General features: G+C 63.8%; 18 protein-coding genes. 8 read left to right on the top strand and 10 right to left on the bottom strand.

The genetic code is table 11. The features are described 5' to 3' along the window. Positions 1–4 precede the first annotated feature (4 nt). Positions 5–853: a substrate-binding periplasmic protein gene (locus tag JY500_RS05610; RefSeq protein WP_206255410.1), complete on the top strand. Its 849-nt coding sequence runs from the start codon at positions 5–7 to the stop codon at positions 851–853. A gap of 25 nt (positions 854–878) precedes the next feature. Here the strand turns inward: JY500_RS05610 and kynA are convergent, their stop codons facing one another. From kynA to kynB, 3 genes are read right to left on the bottom strand one after another with little or no spacing between them, the layout of a single operon-like run. Beyond that, positions 879–1,727, bottom strand: coding sequence for a tryptophan 2,3-dioxygenase (kynA, locus tag JY500_RS05605; protein WP_206255408.1), 849 nt, complete (start codon positions 1,725–1,727; stop codon positions 879–881). Position 1,728: 1 nt separating this feature from the next. Then, positions 1,729–2,991, bottom strand: a complete 1,263-nt coding sequence (gene kynU / locus JY500_RS05600; RefSeq protein WP_206255406.1) for a kynureninase — start codon at positions 2,989–2,991, stop codon at positions 1,729–1,731. Continuing rightward, on the bottom strand, positions 2,988–3,623 hold the full coding sequence (gene kynB, locus JY500_RS05595) for an arylformamidase (RefSeq protein ID WP_172205273.1): 636 nt from the start codon (positions 3,621–3,623) through the stop codon (positions 2,988–2,990). Before kynB ends, kynU begins: the two co-directional genes overlap by 4 nt. A 165-nt stretch (positions 3,624–3,788) precedes the next feature. Between kynB and JY500_RS05590 the strand changes: the two genes are divergently transcribed. Then, a complete protein-coding gene (locus tag JY500_RS05590; protein WP_206255404.1) occupies positions 3,789–5,288 on the top strand; it encodes a M48 family metalloprotease in 1,500 nt (499 codons plus the stop codon). Here JY500_RS05590 and JY500_RS05585 read toward each other — a convergent pair. From JY500_RS05585 to JY500_RS05570, 4 genes are all read right to left on the bottom strand, one after another. Then, complete coding sequence (locus tag JY500_RS05585; RefSeq protein WP_206255403.1) at positions 5,285–5,515, bottom strand: hypothetical protein; 231 nt, start codon at positions 5,513–5,515, stop codon at positions 5,285–5,287. The two genes, JY500_RS05590 and JY500_RS05585, sit on opposite strands and share 4 nt — an antisense overlap. A 194-nt stretch (positions 5,516–5,709) precedes the next feature. Beyond that, positions 5,710–6,456 (bottom strand): transporter, encoded by a 747-nt coding sequence (locus tag JY500_RS05580; RefSeq protein WP_206255401.1) that lies wholly within the window; start codon positions 6,454–6,456, stop codon positions 5,710–5,712. Positions 6,457–6,563: 107 nt separating this feature from the next. Beyond that, entirely contained in the window at positions 6,564–8,465 is a 1,902-nt protein-coding gene (locus JY500_RS05575; RefSeq protein WP_206255399.1) for an ATP-binding cassette domain-containing protein, read from the bottom strand. 69 nt (positions 8,466–8,534) lie between these two features. Beyond that, positions 8,535–9,488 carry an integron integrase gene (locus JY500_RS05570; protein WP_425493193.1) on the bottom strand — a complete coding sequence of 318 codons (954 nt, stop codon included), beginning with the start codon at positions 9,486–9,488 and terminating at the stop codon, positions 8,535–8,537. A gap of 642 nt (positions 9,489–10,130) precedes the next feature. Between JY500_RS05570 and JY500_RS05565 the strand changes: the two genes are divergently transcribed. From JY500_RS05565 to JY500_RS05540, 6 genes are all read left to right on the top strand, one after another. Next, positions 10,131–10,562, top strand: a complete 432-nt coding sequence (locus JY500_RS05565) for a hypothetical protein (protein ID WP_206255397.1) — start codon at positions 10,131–10,133, stop codon at positions 10,560–10,562. 554 nt (positions 10,563–11,116) lie between these two features. Continuing rightward, a complete protein-coding gene (locus JY500_RS05560) occupies positions 11,117–11,353 on the top strand; it encodes a hypothetical protein (protein WP_206255395.1) in 237 nt (78 codons plus the stop codon). Between the two features lie 594 nt (positions 11,354–11,947). After that, positions 11,948–12,544, top strand: coding sequence for a GNAT family N-acetyltransferase (locus JY500_RS05555; protein ID WP_206255393.1), 597 nt, complete (start codon positions 11,948–11,950; stop codon positions 12,542–12,544). Positions 12,545–12,666: 122 nt separating this feature from the next. Next, on the top strand, positions 12,667–13,665 hold the full coding sequence (locus JY500_RS05550; protein WP_206255392.1) for a DUF2268 domain-containing putative Zn-dependent protease: 999 nt from the start codon (positions 12,667–12,669) through the stop codon (positions 13,663–13,665). A gap of 152 nt (positions 13,666–13,817) precedes the next feature. Next, positions 13,818–15,878, top strand: a complete 2,061-nt coding sequence (locus JY500_RS05545) for a M13 family metallopeptidase (protein WP_206255390.1) — start codon at positions 13,818–13,820, stop codon at positions 15,876–15,878. Positions 15,879–15,966: 88 nt separating this feature from the next. After that, positions 15,967–16,353, top strand: coding sequence for a DUF4124 domain-containing protein (locus JY500_RS05540; protein ID WP_206255388.1), 387 nt, complete (start codon positions 15,967–15,969; stop codon positions 16,351–16,353). Between the two features lie 129 nt (positions 16,354–16,482). Here the strand turns inward: JY500_RS05540 and JY500_RS05535 are convergent, their stop codons facing one another. From JY500_RS05535 to JY500_RS05525, 3 genes are all read right to left on the bottom strand, one after another. Continuing rightward, on the bottom strand, positions 16,483–17,253 hold the full coding sequence (locus tag JY500_RS05535; RefSeq protein ID WP_172203744.1) for a class I SAM-dependent methyltransferase: 771 nt from the start codon (positions 17,251–17,253) through the stop codon (positions 16,483–16,485). A 241-nt stretch (positions 17,254–17,494) separates the two neighbouring features. Next, positions 17,495–18,727: a phosphoglycerate kinase gene (locus JY500_RS05530; protein WP_206255386.1), complete on the bottom strand. Its 1,233-nt coding sequence runs from the start codon at positions 18,725–18,727 to the stop codon at positions 17,495–17,497. A gap of 1,077 nt (positions 18,728–19,804) precedes the next feature. Beyond that, positions 19,805–20,317: a GNAT family N-acetyltransferase gene (locus JY500_RS05525; protein ID WP_206255384.1), complete on the bottom strand. Its 513-nt coding sequence runs from the start codon at positions 20,315–20,317 to the stop codon at positions 19,805–19,807. Between the last annotated feature and the right edge of the window lie 20 nt (positions 20,318–20,337).

Genomic DNA, 20,337 nt, shown 5'->3' with positions numbered 1-20,337 from the left:
TCGGATGGGCGACAGACGCGGGCAGCCCCGCTTAACAATACGGCGCTACCTGGGCCGCCTACTACCGTGGCTGCTGGGTCTCGCCGCCACCAATGCCATCGCCGAGCCTTTGCAAGCCTGCACCCGGCCGCTATCGGTCGGCTTCTATGCCATACCCCCTTACTACTACCGCGGTAGCGACGGCGCGGAATGGCGCGGTATCGACCGTGATCTCATCGACGAACTGGCGCGCCGAACCGGCTGCCGATTCGAGCATCGCTTCGAGTCGCGTGTGCGCATCTGGCAGCAACTCCAGGCCGGCTCGCTCGATCTGAGCGCGTCTGCAGTCCAGACGCCGGAGCGCGACCGCTTCGCACGCTTCATCCCCTACACCACGGAACGCAATCTCGTTGCGGTGCGGTCTTCGGCACCGGCGTCGATCAATGCGACGACGGTGATGACGGACCCGACATTGACGCTGGCGATCACGCGGGGCTATCGCTACGGCGCGCCCTTCGACGACTGGATCGAGACGCTCAGGGCCGCCGGCCGCGCCACGGAAGCGGCCGACGAAGAAGCCGCACTCCGCCTGGTGACGATCGGACGCGCCGATGCGGCAATCGTGCGGGATTCCGCCTGGCGTTTGCTTGCGCGCTTGTATCCGGCGGCAAGCCTGCGGCGGCTCGACGTCGGTGCGCCGGTCATCGAGGTCAACCTGGTCCTGTCGCGCGCCCAGATCGGCGCCGGCCTCTACGACAAGTTCAACGCCGCCATTGCATCGTTGAAGCACGACGGCAGCCTGCGCCGGATCATTGATCGGCATGTGTCGCCGGAGGCCGCGCCGGCTCGCGGCAACGAGAGCCCGGCGCCCTGAGGGCCCGATGCGGCCAGCGTCGGAATCAGCGCTGCCGTAACTCGGTGCGAACCGCGAAGAGCTCCGGGAAGAAACTCAATTCAAGCGCCCGGCGCAGAAACCCCACACCGCTCGACCCACCAGTGCCGGGCCGGAACCCGATCACCCGCTCCACGGTCTTCATGTGCCGGAAGCGCCAGAGCTGGAAGTACTCCTCCACATCGACGAGCTTCTCGCACATCTCGTAGGCTTCCCAGCAGTCGCGCGGGTTTTCGTAGATGCTGCGGAACACCTCGACCAGCGCGTCCACCTTGCGGTAAGGCTGCGACCAGTCGCGCTCGATGCACTCGGCCGGCACTGGCAGGCCACGCCGCGCGAGGTGGCGCAGGAACTCGTCGTACAGGCTGGGGGCTTCAAGCGTTGCGCGTAGCGCCGCCTGCTGCGCCGGATCATGGCGAAACACCTCCACCATCGCGGCGTTCTTGTTGCCGAGCAGGAATTCGATCGTGCGGTACTGGTGCGACTGAAAGCCGGACGAGTTGCCCAACACACCGCGGAACTCCATGTATTCGGAGGGCGTCAGCGTCTCGAGCACCGCCCACTGCTCGAACAGCTGCATCTGCACCTGCTTCACACGGGCGAGAATCTTGAAACACGGCCCCAGCTCATCGCGCTGCACATGGCGAATCGCGGCGGAAAGCTCATGGATCATCAGCTTCATCCACAGCTCCGACACCTGATGCTGCACGATGAAGAGCATTTCATCGTGATGCGGCGGCTCGGAGAGCGGCTTCTGCTGCGCCAGCAGGCCGTCCAGGCACAAATAGCCACCGTACGAGAGCCGATCACGCAGGTCGGTGACGATGCTGTCTTCGAGTTCGCGCTGATTGTCCAATTCAGGTCACCGCACTGCGTTCGGCGAAGCGGGCTTCCAGCCACTCGCCGGTTTCCAGCACCGCCGCCAGGGCTTCGGCCGCGTCCCACACATCGGTGAAGCGGATGTAGAGCGGCGCAAAGCCGAAGCGCAAGATGTCCGGCGCGCGAAAGTCACCGATCACGCCGCGCGCAATCAGCGCCTGGCAAACCGGCCACGCCGAATCGAATGCGAAACTCACCTGCGAGCCGCGGCGCGCGGCCTCGCGTGGCGTGACCAGCGTGAGCCCCTGGCCGGCGCAGCGCGCCTCCACCCGCTCGATGAATAGCTCGGTCAGTGCGAGCGACTTGGCGCGCAAGGCGGCCATGCCACCGTAGGGCTCCGCCGCAAGCAGCGTTTCGACGCCACATTCGAGCGCGCTCATGGCGAGGACGGACGGCGTACCGCACAGGTAGCGCGCAACGCCCTCGCCCGCCTCATAGCCGGGCACGAAGTCGAAGGGCCGCGCATGCCCCATCCAGCCCGACAGCGGCTGGCGGAAGCGACTCACATGGCGCGGCGCCACCCATACGAAAGCCGGCGCACCCGGCCCGCCATTGAGGTACTTGTAGCCGCAGCCGATCGCGAAGTCGGCGCCATCATCGTTCAAGGCCACCGGCAGCGCCCCGGCCGAATGCGCCAGATCCCACACGGTCAGCGCACCGGCGGCGTGTGCGGCGGCAGAGAGCGCCGCCATGTCGTGCAGCGCGCCGGTGCGGTAATTCACCTGGGTGAGCATCAACACGGCGGTCTTCGGGCCCAGCGCCGCCGGAATCTCGTCTGCCGATTCGACCAGGCGCAGCGTGTAGCGGCCGCCAAGCAGTTCCGACAAGCCCTGCACGATGTAGAGATCGGTCGGGAAGTTGTCGCGCTCCGAGACGATCTCGCAGCGCGCCGGGTCGTCTTCGCCGACGATGCGCAGCGCCGCGGCGAGCACCTTGAAGAGGTTCACCGACGTCGAATCCGCGGCAATCAGCTCGCCAGCGCCTGCGCCCACCAGCGGCGCGATCTGGTCGCCAACATCAGCCGGCAGGTCGATCCAGCCAGCGCTATTCCAGCTCTTGATCAGATCCGTGCCCCACTCGCCGCGGATCACCGCTGCAATGCGGTCGGGCGTGGCGCGTGGCAGCGGGCCAAGCGAATTGCCGTCGAGGTAGATCACGCCCGGCGGCAGTTCGAACTGGTCGCGCAAGGGCGCCAGCGGGTCGGCGGCGTCGCGCAGGAGGCAGTCTTCACGCGTGGTCACGGCAGCTCCCGCAACACCGCGCGCACCGGGCTGGCATCTGCGGTCGTCAGTTTGAGGGGCAGTGCGATCAGCTCGTAGTCGCCGGCAGGCACCTCATCGAGCACGAGGCATTCGAGCACCGCCATGCCGTGAGCCCGCACGCGCTGGTGGCTATCCAGCGTCTTCGACTGCTCCGGATCGAGCGAAGGCGTATCGATGCCGACCAGCTTCACGCCCAGCGCGGCGAGCAGGTCGATGGTTTCCGGCGCCAGTGCAGTGAAGTCCGCATCCCATTCGTCCACCGCGGCGCGAAAGCGGGTGCGCACCAGCACGCGCGGCGGTGTATCCACCAGTTGCGGTGCTATCAGGTCTGGCGTGATCAGCGCGCGGCGGCCGATTGCGTGAATCACACGGCAGGGCCCGAGGTAAGCATCGAGCGGCACCGCGCCGATCGCCGCGCCGTGCGGGTCGTAGTGCAGCGGTGCGTCGGCATGGGCGCCGGTGTGGGGCGATAGCGTCAGCGTGCTGACGTTGACCGGGCTGTCGGGCCCGATCTGCCAGGTCCAGTGCTGCTGAAACGGTGTATCACCGGGGAAAACCGGGCTGGCGGCCGCAACCGGCGGCGAGATGTCCCAGAGACGGGCAGGCTGCATGGTCTATCCGGCCCGGGGCCGGCATGAATCGGTAAGCGTTCAGTCTAGCCGTGGCGTGAAGCCAGGTCATGTTGCCGCGCGACAGTTCTTCCGGGTTCATGCCAATGGTTTTTTGGCGTTTTTGTCGGATAATGCAATTTGAAGCCCCGCCGTCGAGTGCCGCCCATGACCGAGTCCGAATTCCGCAACCTCGTCGCTCACCTTGAGCGCGAGTGCGACATTGCACCTGGCCGCTACCGCGCCAAGGTCACCGCACTGGCGGGGCTGGGCTACGCCTACGCCGTGGGCATGCTGGCACTCACACTTGGCGGGGTGTTCGCCGGTATCGGGCTGGTGGCGTCGCGACATGCACTGATTGGCGGCAAGCTAGTGCTGATCTGCGGTGTGGCAGCCTTTCTGGTGATCCGTGCGCTGTGGGTGCGGCTTGATCCACCCAGCGGGCGGCGCGTCTCGCGCGAGGAAGCACCGCACCTGTGGCGGCTCGTCGACAAGCTGCGCGCCAAGCAAGCGGGGCCGGAAATCCACGAGATCATCATCGATGAGGCGTTCAACGCATCAATCGTGCAGACGCCGCGCCTGGGCATCTTCGGCTGGTACCGCAACACGCTCACGCTGGGCCTGCCGTTGCTGCAAGCCCTGTCGCCAAAGGAATGCGCCGCCGTGATGGCGCACGAATACGGCCACATCTCGGGCGCGCACGGCAAGACCGGTGCCTGGATCTACCGCATCCGGTTGGTGTGGATGCGGCTGGCGGAAGTTTTCGCGCAGGAAGAGGGTTGGTTCGACAAACTCTTCACCCGCTTCTTCCGCTGGTACATCCCCTGGTTCAACGCCTACAGCTTCGTGCTCGCGCGCCAGCAGGAATACGAAGCGGACCAGGCTTCCGCCCGCTTCGTTGGCCGAACCACCACCGCAAGCGCCTTGATTGCAGCGAGCGTGAAAGGCCGCTTCATGGCCGAGAAGTTCTGGCCCGCGCTGTACGCACAGGCGGACCATCAACCGCGGCCCGGCTTCATGCCGCATGCCGCGATGCGTACCGCATTGCGTGTCGCCGGCGACTCGGAGGACTTCAAGACCTGGATGTGGGATGCGCTGGCCCGCCTGACCACCTATGACGACACCCACCCCAGCCTGCGCGACCGCCTCGATGCGCTCGGCATGAAGCCCGTTGTGCCGACACATCCGGAGCACAGCGCGGCACAAGTGCTGCTGCGTGACGCCCTGCCCCGTATCACGAGCGATCTGGACGCCGCGTGGCTCACCGCGGTGGAGGCCCAGTGGCGCGAGCGACACAACAAGGTGCGCGCAGCGCAAGCCGAGGTGGAGCGGCTTGGCGATGCAAACCCCGCCCGACTCGAAGTCGAGGAGAAATCCCGCTACGCCTTGGCGCTGCTGACGCTTGACCGCGTGAATGAAGCCCTGCCCTTGCTGTGCGAGGCCGCCGAACACGCGCGCGGCAACGCCGAAACCGCAATGGCAGCCGGCCGCATCCTCGCCGAACGCGGAGACGACGCAGCGGTGCGCTACTTCGAGATGGCGATGGACCGCGACGGCGACATGATTCCCGAAGCGACCTGGCGCGCCATGCAGTTGTACGAACACATCGGCAACGAAGCGCTCACCGAGGAATGGCGGGCGCGCTACGAACGCATCATCGCGGACTAAGCTGGCCGCACCGGAAAGCTCAAGCCCTTGCCCACCATTTCACGCAGGCGGGCGCCGGCGAACCAGAACGCCAGATCACCGGGCTCGCGGCCCATGCGCACAGCAAACTGCCGTTTGCAGTCTTCCTGCTGAAACTCGTTGGCAACGACCGTCAGATCCGGGTTCAGCGCGGCGAAGGCATTAATCAGTGCAGCCCACGCGGTGCGTTGCCGGCCGCTGGCGATCATGAAATCAATCACCAACGGGCGCGCCACTGCGCCAGCCACGCGCCGCGCGTGGCGCACCCAGCAGTGCAGGCATCGGGGCCACGGCGTTATGGCGCGAAGCAGTCATGAGCCAATTATCGACAGGCCCGCACCGCGCCGGTGTAAAGACCAGTGACAAAGGCCGCGATGGGGTGGCGGGTAGCGGTGCAGGTGACTCACCAGCGCCACGCCAGCCCTACGCCCGCACCGTGATGCGCCTCAGACTTGTTCAGACCATGCCGGTAACCGACGTCAAGGTCGAAGGTGGGCGCAACACGGTAAATCAGCCCAAGCGTCAGCAGGGCCGGCCCCTGATTGACGTCGGGCTCGGTGCCTGAGCTGTAGACGACTTCGCCGACGGCCTGCAGCGCGTCGTTGAACGCGTGACCAAGGCCGGCAGACAGCGCCCATTGCCGTTTCCGAACGCTGGCGGCGTCGCCGCAGGCGTATGCGCCTACTGCGTTGGCAATCAGCGTCCAGGCTTCGTACTCATAGGTGGCGATTGCCGACACGCCGTAAAACGGCAAGCCGTTGCCGAGGCCACGACTGTGGTCACCCGTGGGCATTGTCGCGAAAGGCTTTAGCGCCAGCGAGGCGCCGTCGGCAGAATAGAAGCGCCACTTGGCGCCAAGGCTCACGTCGCCAGCGCCCTGTGTCGCCAGTACGCCGCCGCTGTCATCAAGGGCTTCGGCGCGCAGCCATGTGGCGTTGAGGTAAACATCCAGCGTATCGATCGCACCGCGCGTCAGCGTGGCATTGGACACCCGCTGGCGGGTGCTGGCATCGCGGTCGCGGGTGTAATCCCCGCTCAATTCAAGTTGCCAGCCACCCTCACCTTGCGTCGCCGCGTCATCCGAAATCAACGGATGCGCTGCATGCACGCAGATCGGGAGGCACAGCAAGAGCGAAGCGCAGCGAATCATGGTCGAAATTCCGTCGGTTTGCCTGGACGCCGAATGTAATCACGGCCGCATTGCGCCAAGCTTGATCCAGACGAAACTCGTTGCGATTGATTCGCATTACCACCGCATCAACCCGCTTTGCCCTCCAGCGCCTCCCAACGCTCCAGCAGGGTCAGAAGCTCCAGCTCGATTTCCTCAAGCCGCGCATTGAAGCGTGGCACGTTCTCTGGCTGCGCCTTGTATATCCCGGGGTCCGCCAGTTGTTGCTGCAAACTGGCCTGTTCGTTCTCCAGTTGCGCGATCTTGCCCGGCAGCTGTTCAAGCTCGCGCTTCTCGTTGAACGAGAGCTTGTTTCCGCGGGCGGGCGCCTTGCGCTCTGCCTCCGGCGCCTTCGCCGTTGGGGCGGGCTTGGCGGCTTCCTTCTCGGCCGCGGCAGCGGCGTCGCGCACGCGCTTCCAATCGTAGTAACCGCCGGCGTACTCGCCCCAGCGGCCGTCGCCGTCCGCGGCGATGGTCTGCGTCACGACGTTGTCGAGGAAGGTCCGGTCGTGGCTGACCAGGAAGATCGTGCCGTCGTATTCGGCGAGAAGTTGTTCCAGCAGCTCAAGCGTCTCGACATCCAGATCGTTGGTCGGCTCGTCCAGCACCAGGATGTTCGCAGGCTGCGCAAACAGGCGCGCCAACAACAAGCGGTTGCGCTCCCCGCCCGAGAGTGACTTCACCGGTGAGCGCGCCCGCTGCGGCGAGAACAGGAAGTCTTCCAGATAGCCAATCACATGCTTGCGCGACTTGCCGATCTCGACCCAGTCGCTGCCAGGGCTGATCACATCGCGCAGCGGCATCTCGGGATCGAGCTGGGTGCGGAACTGGTCAAAATAGGCGATCTGCTGCTTGGTGCCACGGCGAATCTGGCCCTCGTCGGGCTCCAGATCGCCGAGGATCAGCTTGAGCAGCGTCGTTTTGCCCGCACCGTTCGGGCCGATCAGGCCGATGCGGTCGCCACGCATCAGGCGCGTGGAGAATTCGCGGATCACCACCTTGTCCCCAAATCGCTTGGTGACGTTGTGCAATTCTGCGATCAGCTGGCCGCTCTGGTCGCCGCGGTCCAACTGCAGGCTCACGTTGCCCATGCGGTCACGCCGCGCCGCACGCTGACGGCGCAGGTCCTCCAGCCGCTTCACGCGACCTTCGTTACGAGTGCGACGCGCCTCGACGCCTTTACGTATCCACACCTCTTCCTGCGCGAGGAACTTGTCGAAATCCGCAGCCGCCTTGGCTTCGATATCGAGCAGATCTGCTTTGCGCTTCTGGTATTCGCTGAAGCTACCGGGGAAGCTTGCGAGCTTGCCGCGGTCCAGCTCGACGATGCGGGTCGACACCGCGTCCATGAAGGCGCGGTCGTGCGTGATCACCACGACGCCACCACGGAAGGAGCGGATCAATTCCTCCAGCCAGCCAATCGCATCGATATCGAGGTGGTTGGTCGGTTCGTCGAGCAACAACAGATCCGGCTCACCCGCCAGAGCCCGCGCCAGCGCCACCCGCTTGATTCCACCGCCAGACAAGGCGCTGACCTTCACAGCGCCGTCGAGCTTGAGCCGGTCGATCACTTGCTCAACCTTGTGGTGCAGGGTCCAGCCGTTGGTCGCTTCGAGCTGATGCTGCAAATCCTCCAGCCGCGTCAGCGCCGCCGCATCGCCCTGCCCCACCAGCGCCGCACAGGCGTGATATTCGGCGATCAGACGGGCGGCTTCGCCCACGCCGTCTGCCACCGTCGCAAACACGTCTCGGTCCAGATCGAAGTCCGGCTCCTGCGACACGTAAGCGGTCTTGAGGCCCGGCTGGCGCCAGACCGTGCCGTCATCCAGCTTCGCCATACCGGCCAGGGTCCGCATCAGGCTGGACTTGCCGGCGCCGTTGCGCCCGATCAGCGCCACGCGCTCGCCCGGCTCAAGCACCAGCTCGGCATGGTCGAGCAAGGCCACATCGCCAAAGGCAAGGCAGGCAGCATCAAGGGTCAGCAAAGGCATGGCGGTACTCAGGTGATTCAAAGGAAGGCGGTGATTCTACCGGCTCCCTTGCTCAAGCCGGCCGCTGCGTCACCCCAGCCTGTCGAGCGGGCTCGTTACGGCCAGCCCGCCGCAGTTCAGGACGTGGGTGTAGATCATCGTCGTCGAAACGTCGGAATGGCCCAGCAGCTCCTGAACCGTGCGGATGTCCTGCCCCGCCTCCAGCAGATGCGTCGCGAACGAATGGCGCAGCGTGTGCGGCGTGACCGGCTTATCAATCTTTGTCGCCGAAAGCGCCCGCTTCACCGCGCGCTGAATCATCTGCTCGTCAACATGGTGCCGACGCTCCGCACCGCTTCGCGGATCCACCGACAAGGACGCCGCTGCAAACACATACTGCCAACCGAACGCCGTTTCGGAGCCGGGGTACTTTCTCGCCAACGCATGCGGCAAATACACACCGCCGCGACCTTGCTCCAGATCGCGCAAATGAACTTCCCGCCGCCAACGCACCTGCGCCCGCAAACCCTCCACCAACGCCGCAGGCAACATCGTCACGCGATCCTTATTGCCTTTCCCCTCGCGAATCAGAATCTCACGGCGAGAAAAGTCGACGTCTTTCACGCGCAGCCGAACCGCCTCCATCAAACGCATACCGGTCCCATACAACAAACGCACGATCAGGTTCATCAGGGGATCATCAACAGCTGCCACGAGGCGCGACACCTCAGCCTGTGTCAGCACGCACGGTAGCCGTTTCGGTTTCTTGGCCCGCTTCACCTCGTCGAGCCACGGCAAGGTCTGCCCCAGCACCTCGCGATACAAGAACAGGATCGCCGACAGCGCCTGCCCCTGCGTCACCGCGGCAACGTTGTGCTCAACGGCAAGACTCGTGAGAAATGCCTCAACCTCCCCCTTGCCGAGGCCTTCCGGATGACGCTTGCCGTGAAAGAGAATGAAGCGTTTGACCCAACCCAAATAGGCCGTCTCGGTGCGAATGCTGTAATGCTTCACCCGCAGCCGATCCCGCATGAGGTCGAGCAACTTCGGCTGCTGGCCATCCGTACGTACAACCATTGCGAGACCTCAGGATATTCGTCAATACAGGCTGCATATTTCCCCCGTACGGCAATAGCTTCCATGACTTATGACACAGTCTTGGATTGATGAATATCCTGGGATAACGGTTTACTGAAGTCTACTTAACGTTAGCCACTGCAAAACCAATGTCCGCAATTGCGCTGCTTACTGAACCAGGGAGACTTGTTGGTTTCCTGTTGCTGTCCAACCCGGACGCACTTGCCAGTGCTCCGTCGAGTTCCGACTGCATTCTCTCGGGTGTTCCAACCGATCCTACGTTGCTCACGCACCCGCTTGGCGCATTCGTTCAGTCCCACAAGAACACCGAGTTTTCGTGCCATGTCGAGAAACGTGGCGATCTCCTCGTATTAGTTGGCCGGCCGTCGGTTGAGAATGTACTTACCGTCGAAGTTGAACCAACCGGTGCTGGTCACTGGAAAGCATCGACAAATGGCGAGCAACACGAAGGTTTCTGCGAACTTGCCCGGAAATAGCAATGGCTAACAGGTCAGTCAACCGGACACCCAAACTGCTGCGCAGTTTGGGTTCCCTACGCTGGCGCTCCGGTGCCGGTTACTTTCAACGTTAGCGCTCAAGGAGTCTCACATGTCCAATACGCAGTACGCATTTCTTGAGAAGTCCAACGTTCCTAGCCGCGCTTCACTACAGGCGTCAATCGATGCGCTAGGCTACGATCTGAAACTCGACCCTGCCCTTGATCTCACTAGTGACGAAGGTTTCTCGCCATGCATCTTCTATGGAGTACCGGACGTCGGCTTCGAACTTCTTTCTGAGCCGGCCGAAGACGTCATTGGCGACAGCGAGGACTTCAAGGACACAATTGCAAGTCGAGATTTGTGCCTGAGTTTGGTTTGGCGAAGCAGCATGAAGGACTGCGCTGCCGTAATGATTGTTAGCTGTGCCTTGGCTCGGGACTTCGGCGCAGTAATCTCCTACGAGGGGGAGCCACCAGAAACACTTGAAAGTCTCTTGCAGGCGGTCCCACAGATCATTGCGGAGGCGAAACTTGAGCGCTAACCCCTCATTCCAGGGGACCGCCGAGAAGCTGCGCTTCTCGGTTCGCTCCGGGCTTCGCCCTCCGCCGGCCCCTGAACTCGAACGTTAGCGCTTGCTTTGAAGACCACGCTCCCAATCGCTCGATGGCTTGCAGTCGCGCCACTTTGCCTGTCCGTGGTCGGCGGGGTTTTCTTTGGCCTATTCAGTTGCGGCGGCTATGCATGGCACGCCGTCGTGTATTGGCTCGCACTTTCGTCGCTCACAGCCATTGTTGTTGTCGCGCCAACGTGCGGCGTTGCTGGCTGGTGGCGGAAAGCGCTTTACGTATTCTCAACGCTTAGCCTGTTCGTGCTTGCTCAATCCGCCGCAGCTCCGTTCTACCCGTCGGAACCCCAATCGCTTGCTGAGTATGGCCGCAACTTCCTCATCGCAGTCAAATACGGCCCCTGCGCATGAAAGCCCCTCTCAACCAACGCGCTAACAGGTCAGTCAACGGGACACCCAAACGCTGCGCGTTTGGGTTCCCTCGGCTGCGCCTCGGTGCCCGTTACTTTCAACGTTAGGTTGCAACAAGAATGAAGCGCTGGTTTATCGTCTCGGGCGGTCTTTTCATCGTTGTTGGGGTGTTTTACGACGCCATGCCACTTGAACTCTTCGGCGCACTGTTTAGCAGGTTCAGCGACCGCTCGGGCCATGTTTATTACCGCGTCGTACCTGTCGATAGTCCTGACATGCTTAAGCTAGGGCTGCTTTGCGGCGGCACAGCGCTTCTCGTGGCAGGGTTCCTTACCCGTTCCAATCGAGAGAAGTAGGGCAAAACAGGTCCCGCGGAGATGCCACATAATTTTGCAGTCAGCAGGACACCAAACTGCTGCGCAGTTTGATCCGCTATGACGGCGCTCCAGTGCCGGCTACTTTCAACGTTGCCGCCCAAGAATGAAGAGCTTGCACTTACACCTATTTCTATTAATCCCGCTGTTGTCGGCATGCGATCAAGTCGTCGGGTGCCAATTCTCGGACAAGACGCAAACTGTGGTGGCACATGCGCTTGAAGGGCTAACGAACCAGCGACCGCTGATTGGAGTGGCGTCAAAGTCAGACCGCGGCACTCGTCCGAAACTCACGTTCTCCATCGGGTTTGACGGCGCACCAGACCGCGTTTCTGTGCTGGAGATTCGGACCACGGCGCAGCGCGCGATTGAGAAGACTTGCCAAATGGAGGCGCCTCCCATGGAAATATCGTTTTCCTTTCTTCCGAGGGAGGATAGATAGGTGACAACCCTAGTGGGGCGTGGTGATCGCGCAAACAAGTGCATCAGCGGGACGCAAAATTGCTGCGCAGTCTTGCTCCCTCCTCTGCGCTCCGGGGCCCGCTACGTCCCACGTTCTCGGCCGATCAGTAATTGATGTCCGATCCAGATCTTCCTCACCTTTCGAAAGTGGGCCCCACGCCCTTCGAGCTGACCGCCGGCCACGAGGGCGAATTGCAGGCGTTCTTTGAGGCGAACCCGGCCTACTTCCTTGCAGTGCAGGGTGCGCCGGCTGGGGCACAGGAGGCGTACGACGAGATTCACGGGGAGTTACCCGCTGGTTGGTCGTACACGAAGAAGTGGTTGATCGGTTATCGCGATCCGGCGAGTGGCGAGCTGGTGGCCTTTGCCAGCCTGGTGTCCGATTTGTTGGCGCATACGGTGTGGCATATCGGGCTGTTCGTCGTTGCAACCGAGCACCATGGCTCCGGGCTTGCGGCCTCGATCTTTCATGGAATCGAGGCTTGGGTACGATCGAATGGCGCGCAGTGGTTTCGCCTCGGCGTGGTGGCTGGGAATCAGCGCGCGGAGCGCTTCTGGGCTCGCCAGGGATTCACTCAGGTACGCATGCGCGAAGGGGTTGAAATAGGTGGAAGGCTGAACAACGTGCGGGTAATGGTGAAGCCTCTCGCCTATCAGGATCTGCGCAGCTATCTGAAGCTTGTGCCGCGCGACGATCCAGCACTGGACTGACGCAAACAACCCCTCGCATTGGGCCCCCATGCAGCGCACCCACACCCGAACGCTTACATCCTGAGAAGACATTTCGGCTCGATTCGGGGCAGGATTCGCGCTTGATCCAAAGGAAACCCCGCGTGTCGAAGTCTATTGCCCACATCGCCGTGTTGCTCTGCGCCTCAGGCCTGCTCTGGTCGAACGGCGCCCTTGCAGGCACAAAGAAGCCGCACAAGGCGCAGCCTGCCCGCACGGAGCAGGTGCAAGTTCAGGTGAATGACCTGTCGGAGCGCTTCATCGATTTCTATAACGCTGCCAACAAGCCTGGCGTGACCGAGACGCAGCGGTGGAAGCTTTGGCGCACCCATTACGGGTTTGGCGCGGTGCCGCCTGGGCAAGCAGGCGAAGCGGTAGCGCAGGCAATGTTGGCAGACGCTTGGCCTCGCTACCCTGCTGTGATGGACCGCATCGTTGCCGGCTACGGTGGCATGCGCCCGTCACCAGAGCGGCAAGTCCGTTCGATCGCGGATTTGCTCAAACTCAACCAGCCCTTGCACCTGCGCATCACTGCCTATGTCGGCTTCCTTGAAGGCAATGCATTTACCTTGGGTAACCGTGGTGAGGTACGCGTCGCGATTCCGCTTGAGGATGCGCCGGAGCACCGCGCGATTACCGCCGCACATGAACTGACGCATGCGGTGCACATTGCTCTTGGTGCGCTGGATGGCGACGGCGCGCAATCCGTCGCGGCGATCGCAATCTCCGAAGGGCTCGCGATGCATGTATCGCGCGCCGTAGTACCCGGTGCCCGGGTCGAGCGCTACGTAGAGTTCATTCCCGGCTGGTTCCGCGACGCCGAGGGCATGCAACGTTCGATCTATGAATCGATCCGCCCGCAGTTGGCGCGCGAGGATGCCGATACCGTTGGCCGCCTTACGCAAGGACACGGCAACACCGGCCTTGAACGCGAGGCCTATTACGTCGGCTGGAAGATCGTCGAGCTGTGGTTGGCAGAAGGGCGCAGCTTTGCGCAGATTGCGCGCATTCCGCCGACCAAGATGGCCAGCGAGGCCGGCGCCGCGCTGGCCCGCCTGCTCGCCAAGCTACCGCCGCGCGACACCAGCGAGTTGAAGCTCTAGCGCACCCCTGCGGCGATCGTTTGTATCAAGCGGTCGCACGGTGAAACATGAGCGCACCCGGCATCGGGAATAATCCGTAGCGTTTGCTGCGCCGCCAAGTGCCGGCCTCCTCCGGCACCCGCACGCGGCGCTTCGTCATTCGGAGCCCCTTGATGCCCACTCTCACCGCACGCACCGCGGTTTCGTTGCTGGCGCTCGTCGCCGCCATCGGCGCCACCTTCGCCGCTGACCCGGAAACCCCGCTCGACGCCCTGCCCTACACGCCCAGCCTCGACGTCACGGCGATGGACCGCACCGCCAACCCGTGCGAAGACTTCTACCAGTACGCGTGCGGCAACTGGATCAAGAACAACCCGATGCCGGACGACCAGGCACGCTGGAGCGTCTACAGCAAGATGGCGGCGGACGGCCAGCGCTTCCAGTGGGGCATCCTGCAACGCCTCGCCGAAGCTAAGAACGGCAACACCCCGCTGCAGCAGAAGCTGGGCAACTACTTCGCCGCCTGTATGGACGAGGCGCACGTCGAAGCGGCTGGCATGACGCCGATGGCTCCGACACTCTCACGCATCGCGGCACTGCAGAGCACCCGCGAGCTGCCAGCACTGCTCGCCGAGTTGCATCAGGAGCTGCCCGGCAGCAGCCCGCTGTTCGGTTTTGGCGCTGCACAGGATTACGCGGACGCCACGCAGGTCATCGCCTTCGCGGTGGCAGGCGGACTGGGCCTGCCCGATCGCGACAACTACCTCAAGAACGACGCGCGCAACCGCACGCTGCGCAAACAGTATGTCGAACACATCACGCGGATGTTCGGCCTGCTCGGCGACGACGCGACTACGGCGGCGCGCAACGCAGCGACCGTGATGCGGGTGGAAACCGAACTCGCACGCGCCTCGATGTCGCGCGTCGACCTGCGTGATCCGCACAAGCAGTTCAACAAGATGGACGCCCGCCGCCTCAAGGCGATGACGCCCCACTTCGACTGGTCGGCCTACCTCGCAGGCCTGCAGCATGCCGATCTGAATCAGTTCAACGTCACCGAGCCGAAGTTCTATGCCCGCCTCGATGCCCTGCTTGCGCGCGAATCGGTCGGCACGCTGAAGACCTACCTGCGCTGGCACACCGCGCACGCATACGCACCGCACCTTTCCAAGCCCTTCGTCGACGAGAACTTCGCGTTCTTCGGCAAAACCTTGCGCGGCACGCCGCAACAACAGCCGCGCTGGAAGCGCTGCGTTGCGCTGGCTGACCAGCAGCTCGGCGAAGCACTCGGACAGGAATTCGTCAGCCGCGCCTTCAGCGCCGAGCTGAAAGCCCAAACACTGCGCATGACGCAGCAGATCGAAGAAGCGATGGCCAAGGACATCGAGGGGCTCGACTGGATGAGCCCGGAGACCAAGGCACGCGCGCAGGAAAAGCTGCGCGGCATCGTCAACAAGATCGGCTACCCGGAACGCTGGCGCGATTACGACGCCTTCGTCGTCGCGCGTGAAGACCATGCCGGCAACGTCGTGCGCGGCAGCCGCTTCGAAGCCCAGCGCCAGCTCGCCAAGATCGGCAAGCCGCTCGACCGCGGCGAATGGGACATGACGCCTTCCACGGTGAACGCGTACTACAACCCGCAGATGAACGACATCAACTTCCCGGCAGGCGTGCTGCAGCCGCCGCTGTTCGACCCGAAGCTCGATGACGCACCCAACTACGGCAACACCGGCGGCACGATCGGCCATGAGCTGATCCACGCCTTCGACGACGAGGGCCGCAAGTTCGACGCCCAGGGCCGCCTGCGCGACTGGTGGACCAAGCGCGATGCCAAGGCCTTCGAAAGCCGTGCGCAGTGCGTGGTCGACCAGTACGGCAAGTACGTCGTGATCGACGACATCAAGATCAACAGCCGCCTCACGCTGGGCGAAGACATTGCCGATCTGGGCGGCATGATCCTCGCGTGGTCTGCCTGGAAGGCCGAAACCGCGAACAAGACGCTGGAAGCACGCGACGGCCTCACGCCGGAACAGCGCTTCTTCGTTGGCTTCGCGCAGTGGACCTGCGGCGAAGTGCGGCCGGAAGAGCAGCGCATCCACGCGATGACCGACCCGCACTCCCCGGGCAAGTACCGCATCAACGGCGTGGCCGTGAATCTGCCTGAGTTCCAGCAGGCCTTCGCCTGCAAGCCCGGCCAGGCGATGGTGAAGGAAAAGCGCTGCCGCGTCTGGTAAGCGCCGGGCCGGCACGCATGGCCGGCCTGCTACCGCCGCGCCCGCGAGCGGACTAACATGGTGACTTTCCCTTCTGTGGAAAGTCACCATGCGCCGGATCATCCCAGCACTGCTGCTCTGCGTTGCCGCCTCGGCCGAGGCCGGCGTGTACAAATGGACCGACGCTAACGGCAAGGTGCACTACAGCGACCAGCCGCCCCCGGCCGCCGAGGCGCAGAAGGTGCCAATCCGCAAACCGGAGGGCATTACCGCGCCCGAAGTGCCGGAAGAGCACACCAGCACCACCCGCAAAACCAAGCCGGACGATGAAGCCATCGCACGCGAACGCGCGCGCACCTGCGAGATGCTGCGCGCCGAACAGACACGGCTTGAGAATTCACCCAGCGGCAACGCCCTGCGGAATGGGGACGAACGTGCCAAGCGTGCGGCGAACATTGAACAGAATGCCCGCGCCCTGAAGGAGAACGGCTGCTGACCGGAGTTGCGCGGGCCACTTGCCGCCGACAGCCGCCGAAACGGCCATCGCCCCAGATGGCCGGTGCCCTTCCCTCTCAACCCGCGCCCAGCGCGAGCGCAGCGACAGCAATGCTGCCGCTGTCCGAAATCAGGCCTTGCGCCCGATACGCAGCGTCAGCGGCCAGCTGATCGACACGGTGTCCTGCGGATGGCCCCAGACGGCCAGCAGCTTCTGCGTCAGCGCCTCGGTCGGGTCGCTGCCATACATCGCCACATAGCGCCCGCAGGCCGACCAGCTGCGCAGATAGCCTAGAAGTTGCGCCAGCGTCCACTGCACCGACAAGGTGTAGGGCGGGGTCTGGATTTCTTCGAATGGAAAGGCGAGTCGCGCGTAGCGCGTATCCACATGCTCGCGTTCGGGGTTCCAAAGGGCGCCCAAGGTTTCGGTGCGGAACGCCTGCACCAGCGCGTCGATCGCTTCGTGGTCGACTTCCACCGTGCCGTAGGTCCAGGCCGCAATCATGCCGCCCGGCACAAGCACGCGATTGGCTTCGGCGTAGAACGCATCAAGCGGGAACCAGTGCAGCGACTGCGCGCAGGTAATCAGGTCGACGCTGGCGTCGGCAAGGCCACTCGCCTCGGCGGGCGCAACGCGCCATTCAACGCGCGGATGGCTCGGCGCGGCGGCAATCTGCGCCTCGCTGATGTCGGTGCCGACCACATGGTCGAAGCGCTCTGCCAGATCCAGCGTCGCCTGCCCGCTGCCACACCCGACGTCCCACGCCAGCTTGTGGTGCGGCACCCAGGCCAGCAGGTAGTCGTAGAGCGACCGCGGATAGCGCGGCCGGAACAACACATAGCCCTGCGCCAAGGGCGAGAAATGATCAGCCGAATCGTCGGCCAGCAAATGATTGGTCATGGCGATACTCTCGATCGGGGGATGCAGCCAGAAACCGCATTGTCGCGCAATGCGCTGACGGTACGCTGACCACTGTCAAGGCTGCCAAGTCGATTCATTTTCCCACTCCGGGCAAAGGCCTGGCACCAATAGAAACGGCCGGCGTTGGTACGCCGGCCGTCGCCCTGTCGGTAAAACAGGCCACTCACGCAACGGCTACCCCGGTTGCGAGCACCGGGCTGTGTCGTCGCGCGTGCGGGTATTACTTGTCGCTCAGTGCATCCACGCCCGGCAGTGCCTTGCCTTCGAGGAATTCGAGCGATGCGCCGCCACCGGTGGAGACGTGCGAAACCTTGTCTTCCAGACCGGCCTTCTCGACTGCAGCAACCGAGTCGCCGCCGCCGACGATGGTGATCGCGCCGCCCGCGGTGGCTTCAACCAGTGCGTGCGCCACGGCGTAGGTGCCCTTGGCCGACTCGTCGATTTCGAACACGCCCATCGGGCCGTTCCACAGCACGGTCTTCGCGCCACGGATGATTTCGGCGTAGCGCGCGGCGGTCTTGCTGCCGATGTCCACGCCTTCCTGGTCGGCCGGGATCGCGGTCGAATCAACTTCAACCAGGCCATCCAGCGTGCGGGCGTCGAAGTCCAGCTTCTTGGTGATCATCGTGTCGATCGGCAGTTCCAGCTTGTCGCCGGCCTTCGCGATCAGTGCCTTCGCGAGTTCAACCTTGTCGTTCTCGCACAGCGACTTGCCCACTTCCAGGCCTTGCGCCTTAAAGAAGGTGAAGGCCATGCCGCCACCGATCAGCAGCTTGTCGACCTTCGGCAGCAGCGCTTCGATCACGTCGATCTTGCCCGAGATCTTCGAGCCACCAATGATCGCGACCAGCGGGCGCACCGGCTTGTTGACGGCCTCGCCGAGGAAATCCAGCTCCTTCTTCAGCAGGTAGCCCGACGCGCGCGGCAGGTTCACGCCGACCATCGACGAGTGCGCGCGGTGCGCGGTGCCGAAAGCGTCGTTGATGAACACATCGCCCAGGCGGCTCAGCGCGGCGCGGAAAGCAGCCACGGCTTCCGGCGTCGCCTTCACGCTGTTGCCAGCGGCATCCTTCGCCTTGCCTTCTTCTTCCAGGTAGAAACGAACGTTCTCGACCAGGGTCACGTCGCCCGGCTTCATTGCGTTCACAACGGCTTCGACTTCCGGGCCGACGCAGTCATTGACGAACTTCACCGGCTTGCCCAGCAGCTCTTGCAGGCGCCCAGCCACCGGCTCGATCGAGTACTTCGCGACCTTGGCGCCGTTCGGGCGGCCCAGGTGTGACATCAGCACCACCGAAGCGCCCTTTTCCAGCGCGTAGCGGATCGTCGGCAGCGCAGCGCGGATGCGCTTGTCGCTCTCAACCACGCCGTTCTTGATCGGCACATTGAAGTCCACACGGATCAGGGCGCGCTTGCCGGCGAGGTCGAGGTCTTCGATGAAAAGTTTGGTCATGGATGTTCTCGCATGAAAGGTAGAGGGGATGTTCTTGCTTATGCTGGCGCAGCCAGGTTTCAACACAGCGCGAAGCACGGCCGCAGCGGCGCTTCACGACTCGACGCCACCGGCCCGGCGCGCATGCGCACCGCCGACGGCTCGAACCTGCCCAGGCCGGCTTCCGCTGGCGATACGGCAGGCCCGGCTGCGGACCGGGCAGCACTTTAACGCATCCAGCGGCGCGGGGATTTGGTTAGGGTCAGGAGATTGATTGGTTGGTTTCGTTTTACTTGTCGAGTTAACCGCGTCACGCGAGTTGAGCGCTCGGCGTCTGAGAGGCGTGCGTTGGCCGGGGTCCCGCCCCCGGCGGGCGTCTTACTTTCTGGCAACAGCACCAGAAAGTAAGCAAAGAGTGCCGCCCGGCGTTCGCGGTCAGGCACTGCGTGCCTGACTTCCCTGCGTTGCTCGCACGACCGGGGGCCTGCGGAACTCGCCCTCGCTGCGCTCGGAGCTCAGACAGTCCTCGGCCTTCTTCCCGGTCGCGCTCCGCTACTCGGCGCTCTCAACGGGATCCGAACATCGAAACCATCCGCGACTTCACGAGTGTGCCTTGTTCGGAGTCGGCAGCCTGTATGGCGCGCAGCGGAGTCCGGGCCTGCCTCGGCGAAGACGTGAATCGCCCGTCCCGGGTTCCAAGCTGCGGCCTGCATCCAGCCAAAGGTAAGACCGCAACGGTTGAGCGTCGACGCCTTCTCCTTCCCCCCTCTGAAAACGCCGAGCAGCACAGAAGCATCGGGTTCCGACGCGCATAGCGCGGCGGTGGCGAGGACTGTCTGAGGCCCGCAGGGCCGAGTTCCGCAGCCACCCGATGCTTCGAGCAGCGCAGGGCACCCCTTGCGCAGCAAGGGGCGTTGAAGCGGGGCGACTTTCTTTGGGTACTTTCTTTGTTCGCACAAAGAAAGTACCCCGCCCGCCGGGGCGGGACCCGGCTTCAGCGGACAAACGACCGCAACGCGACACGGCGAATCGCAAGCCGAACGATGAGAACCTCGAGCCTCACCCAACCCAGCGGCTCGGCGCCCTCCCCACGAGGCGCTAGAGAAGATCCCGCCGCATCAACACACTGAGATAGTTCGTCTTGGGCCGCCAGTCGTGCGTGCCGACCTCGACGTAACCCCAACGCCGATACATATCGATCAGATCGGTCGCCGGCGCCGCGGTATCGATCATCATCGAGGCGGCGCCGTGCTCGACAGCCAACGCCAAAGCCACTGCGTGCAGCGCGCGGCCGATACCCTGCCCCTTGAAGGCGGGCGTCACCGCGAACTGGCACAGCGTCCAGACCTTTGGATCGCGGTAGCGCTCGACGTCGGACGTAGGCTGCGGCGGCCGAGAGGTGATGGTGCCAACGATGCTGCCGTTGGCTTCCGCCACCAGGCCATGTCCGGCAGCGAATCGCGCGGCGGTATCTTCGGGTGACTGATGTGTCGCCCAGTAACGCAACCCCCGCGCCGCCTGACTGGCATAGCCAGCGCGGATGACGTCGTGCGTCAGGGCGACGAGATCATCGGAATCACTTAGCGGGCGGACGATCAGCGAATTGCTCATCGTCCGCTCCACACCAGACA

The organism is Niveibacterium microcysteis, from assembly GCF_017161445.1.
Lineage (GTDB): Bacteria > Pseudomonadota > Gammaproteobacteria > Burkholderiales > Rhodocyclaceae > Niveibacterium > Niveibacterium microcysteis.
The sequence above is the reverse complement of the archived record's forward strand: the minus strand, read 5'-3'. Positions and strand labels throughout refer to the sequence as shown.

Coding starts and splice junctions, on each gene's coding strand:
- JY500_RS05580 (WP_206255401.1), bottom strand. CDS start 6,456: ATGATTCGCTGCGCTTCGCTCTTGCTGTGCCTCCCGATCTGCGTGCAT.
- JY500_RS05590 (WP_206255404.1), top strand. CDS start 3,789: ATGACCGAGTCCGAATTCCGCAACCTCGTCGCTCACCTTGAGCGCGAG.
- JY500_RS05525 (WP_206255384.1), bottom strand. CDS start 20,317: ATGAGCAATTCGCTGATCGTCCGCCCGCTAAGTGATTCCGATGATCTC.
- JY500_RS05560 (WP_206255395.1), top strand. CDS start 11,117: ATGAAGCGCTGGTTTATCGTCTCGGGCGGTCTTTTCATCGTTGTTGGG.
- JY500_RS05565 (WP_206255397.1), top strand. CDS start 10,131: ATGTCCAATACGCAGTACGCATTTCTTGAGAAGTCCAACGTTCCTAGC.
- JY500_RS05535 (WP_172203744.1), bottom strand. CDS start 17,253: ATGACCAATCATTTGCTGGCCGACGATTCGGCTGATCATTTCTCGCCC.
- JY500_RS05555 (WP_206255393.1), top strand. CDS start 11,948: ATGTCCGATCCAGATCTTCCTCACCTTTCGAAAGTGGGCCCCACGCCC.
- JY500_RS05585 (WP_206255403.1), bottom strand. CDS start 5,515: ATGATCGCCAGCGGCCGGCAACGCACCGCGTGGGCTGCACTGATTAAT.
- kynB (WP_172205273.1), bottom strand. CDS start 3,623: ATGCAGCCTGCCCGTCTCTGGGACATCTCGCCGCCGGTTGCGGCCGCC.
- JY500_RS05540 (WP_206255388.1), top strand. CDS start 15,967: ATGCGCCGGATCATCCCAGCACTGCTGCTCTGCGTTGCCGCCTCGGCC.
- JY500_RS05610 (WP_206255410.1), top strand. CDS start 5: ATGGGCGACAGACGCGGGCAGCCCCGCTTAACAATACGGCGCTACCTG.
- JY500_RS05575 (WP_206255399.1), bottom strand. CDS start 8,465: ATGCCTTTGCTGACCCTTGATGCTGCCTGCCTTGCCTTTGGCGATGTG.
- JY500_RS05530 (WP_206255386.1), bottom strand. CDS start 18,727: ATGACCAAACTTTTCATCGAAGACCTCGACCTCGCCGGCAAGCGCGCC.
- JY500_RS05545 (WP_206255390.1), top strand. CDS start 13,818: ATGCCCACTCTCACCGCACGCACCGCGGTTTCGTTGCTGGCGCTCGTC.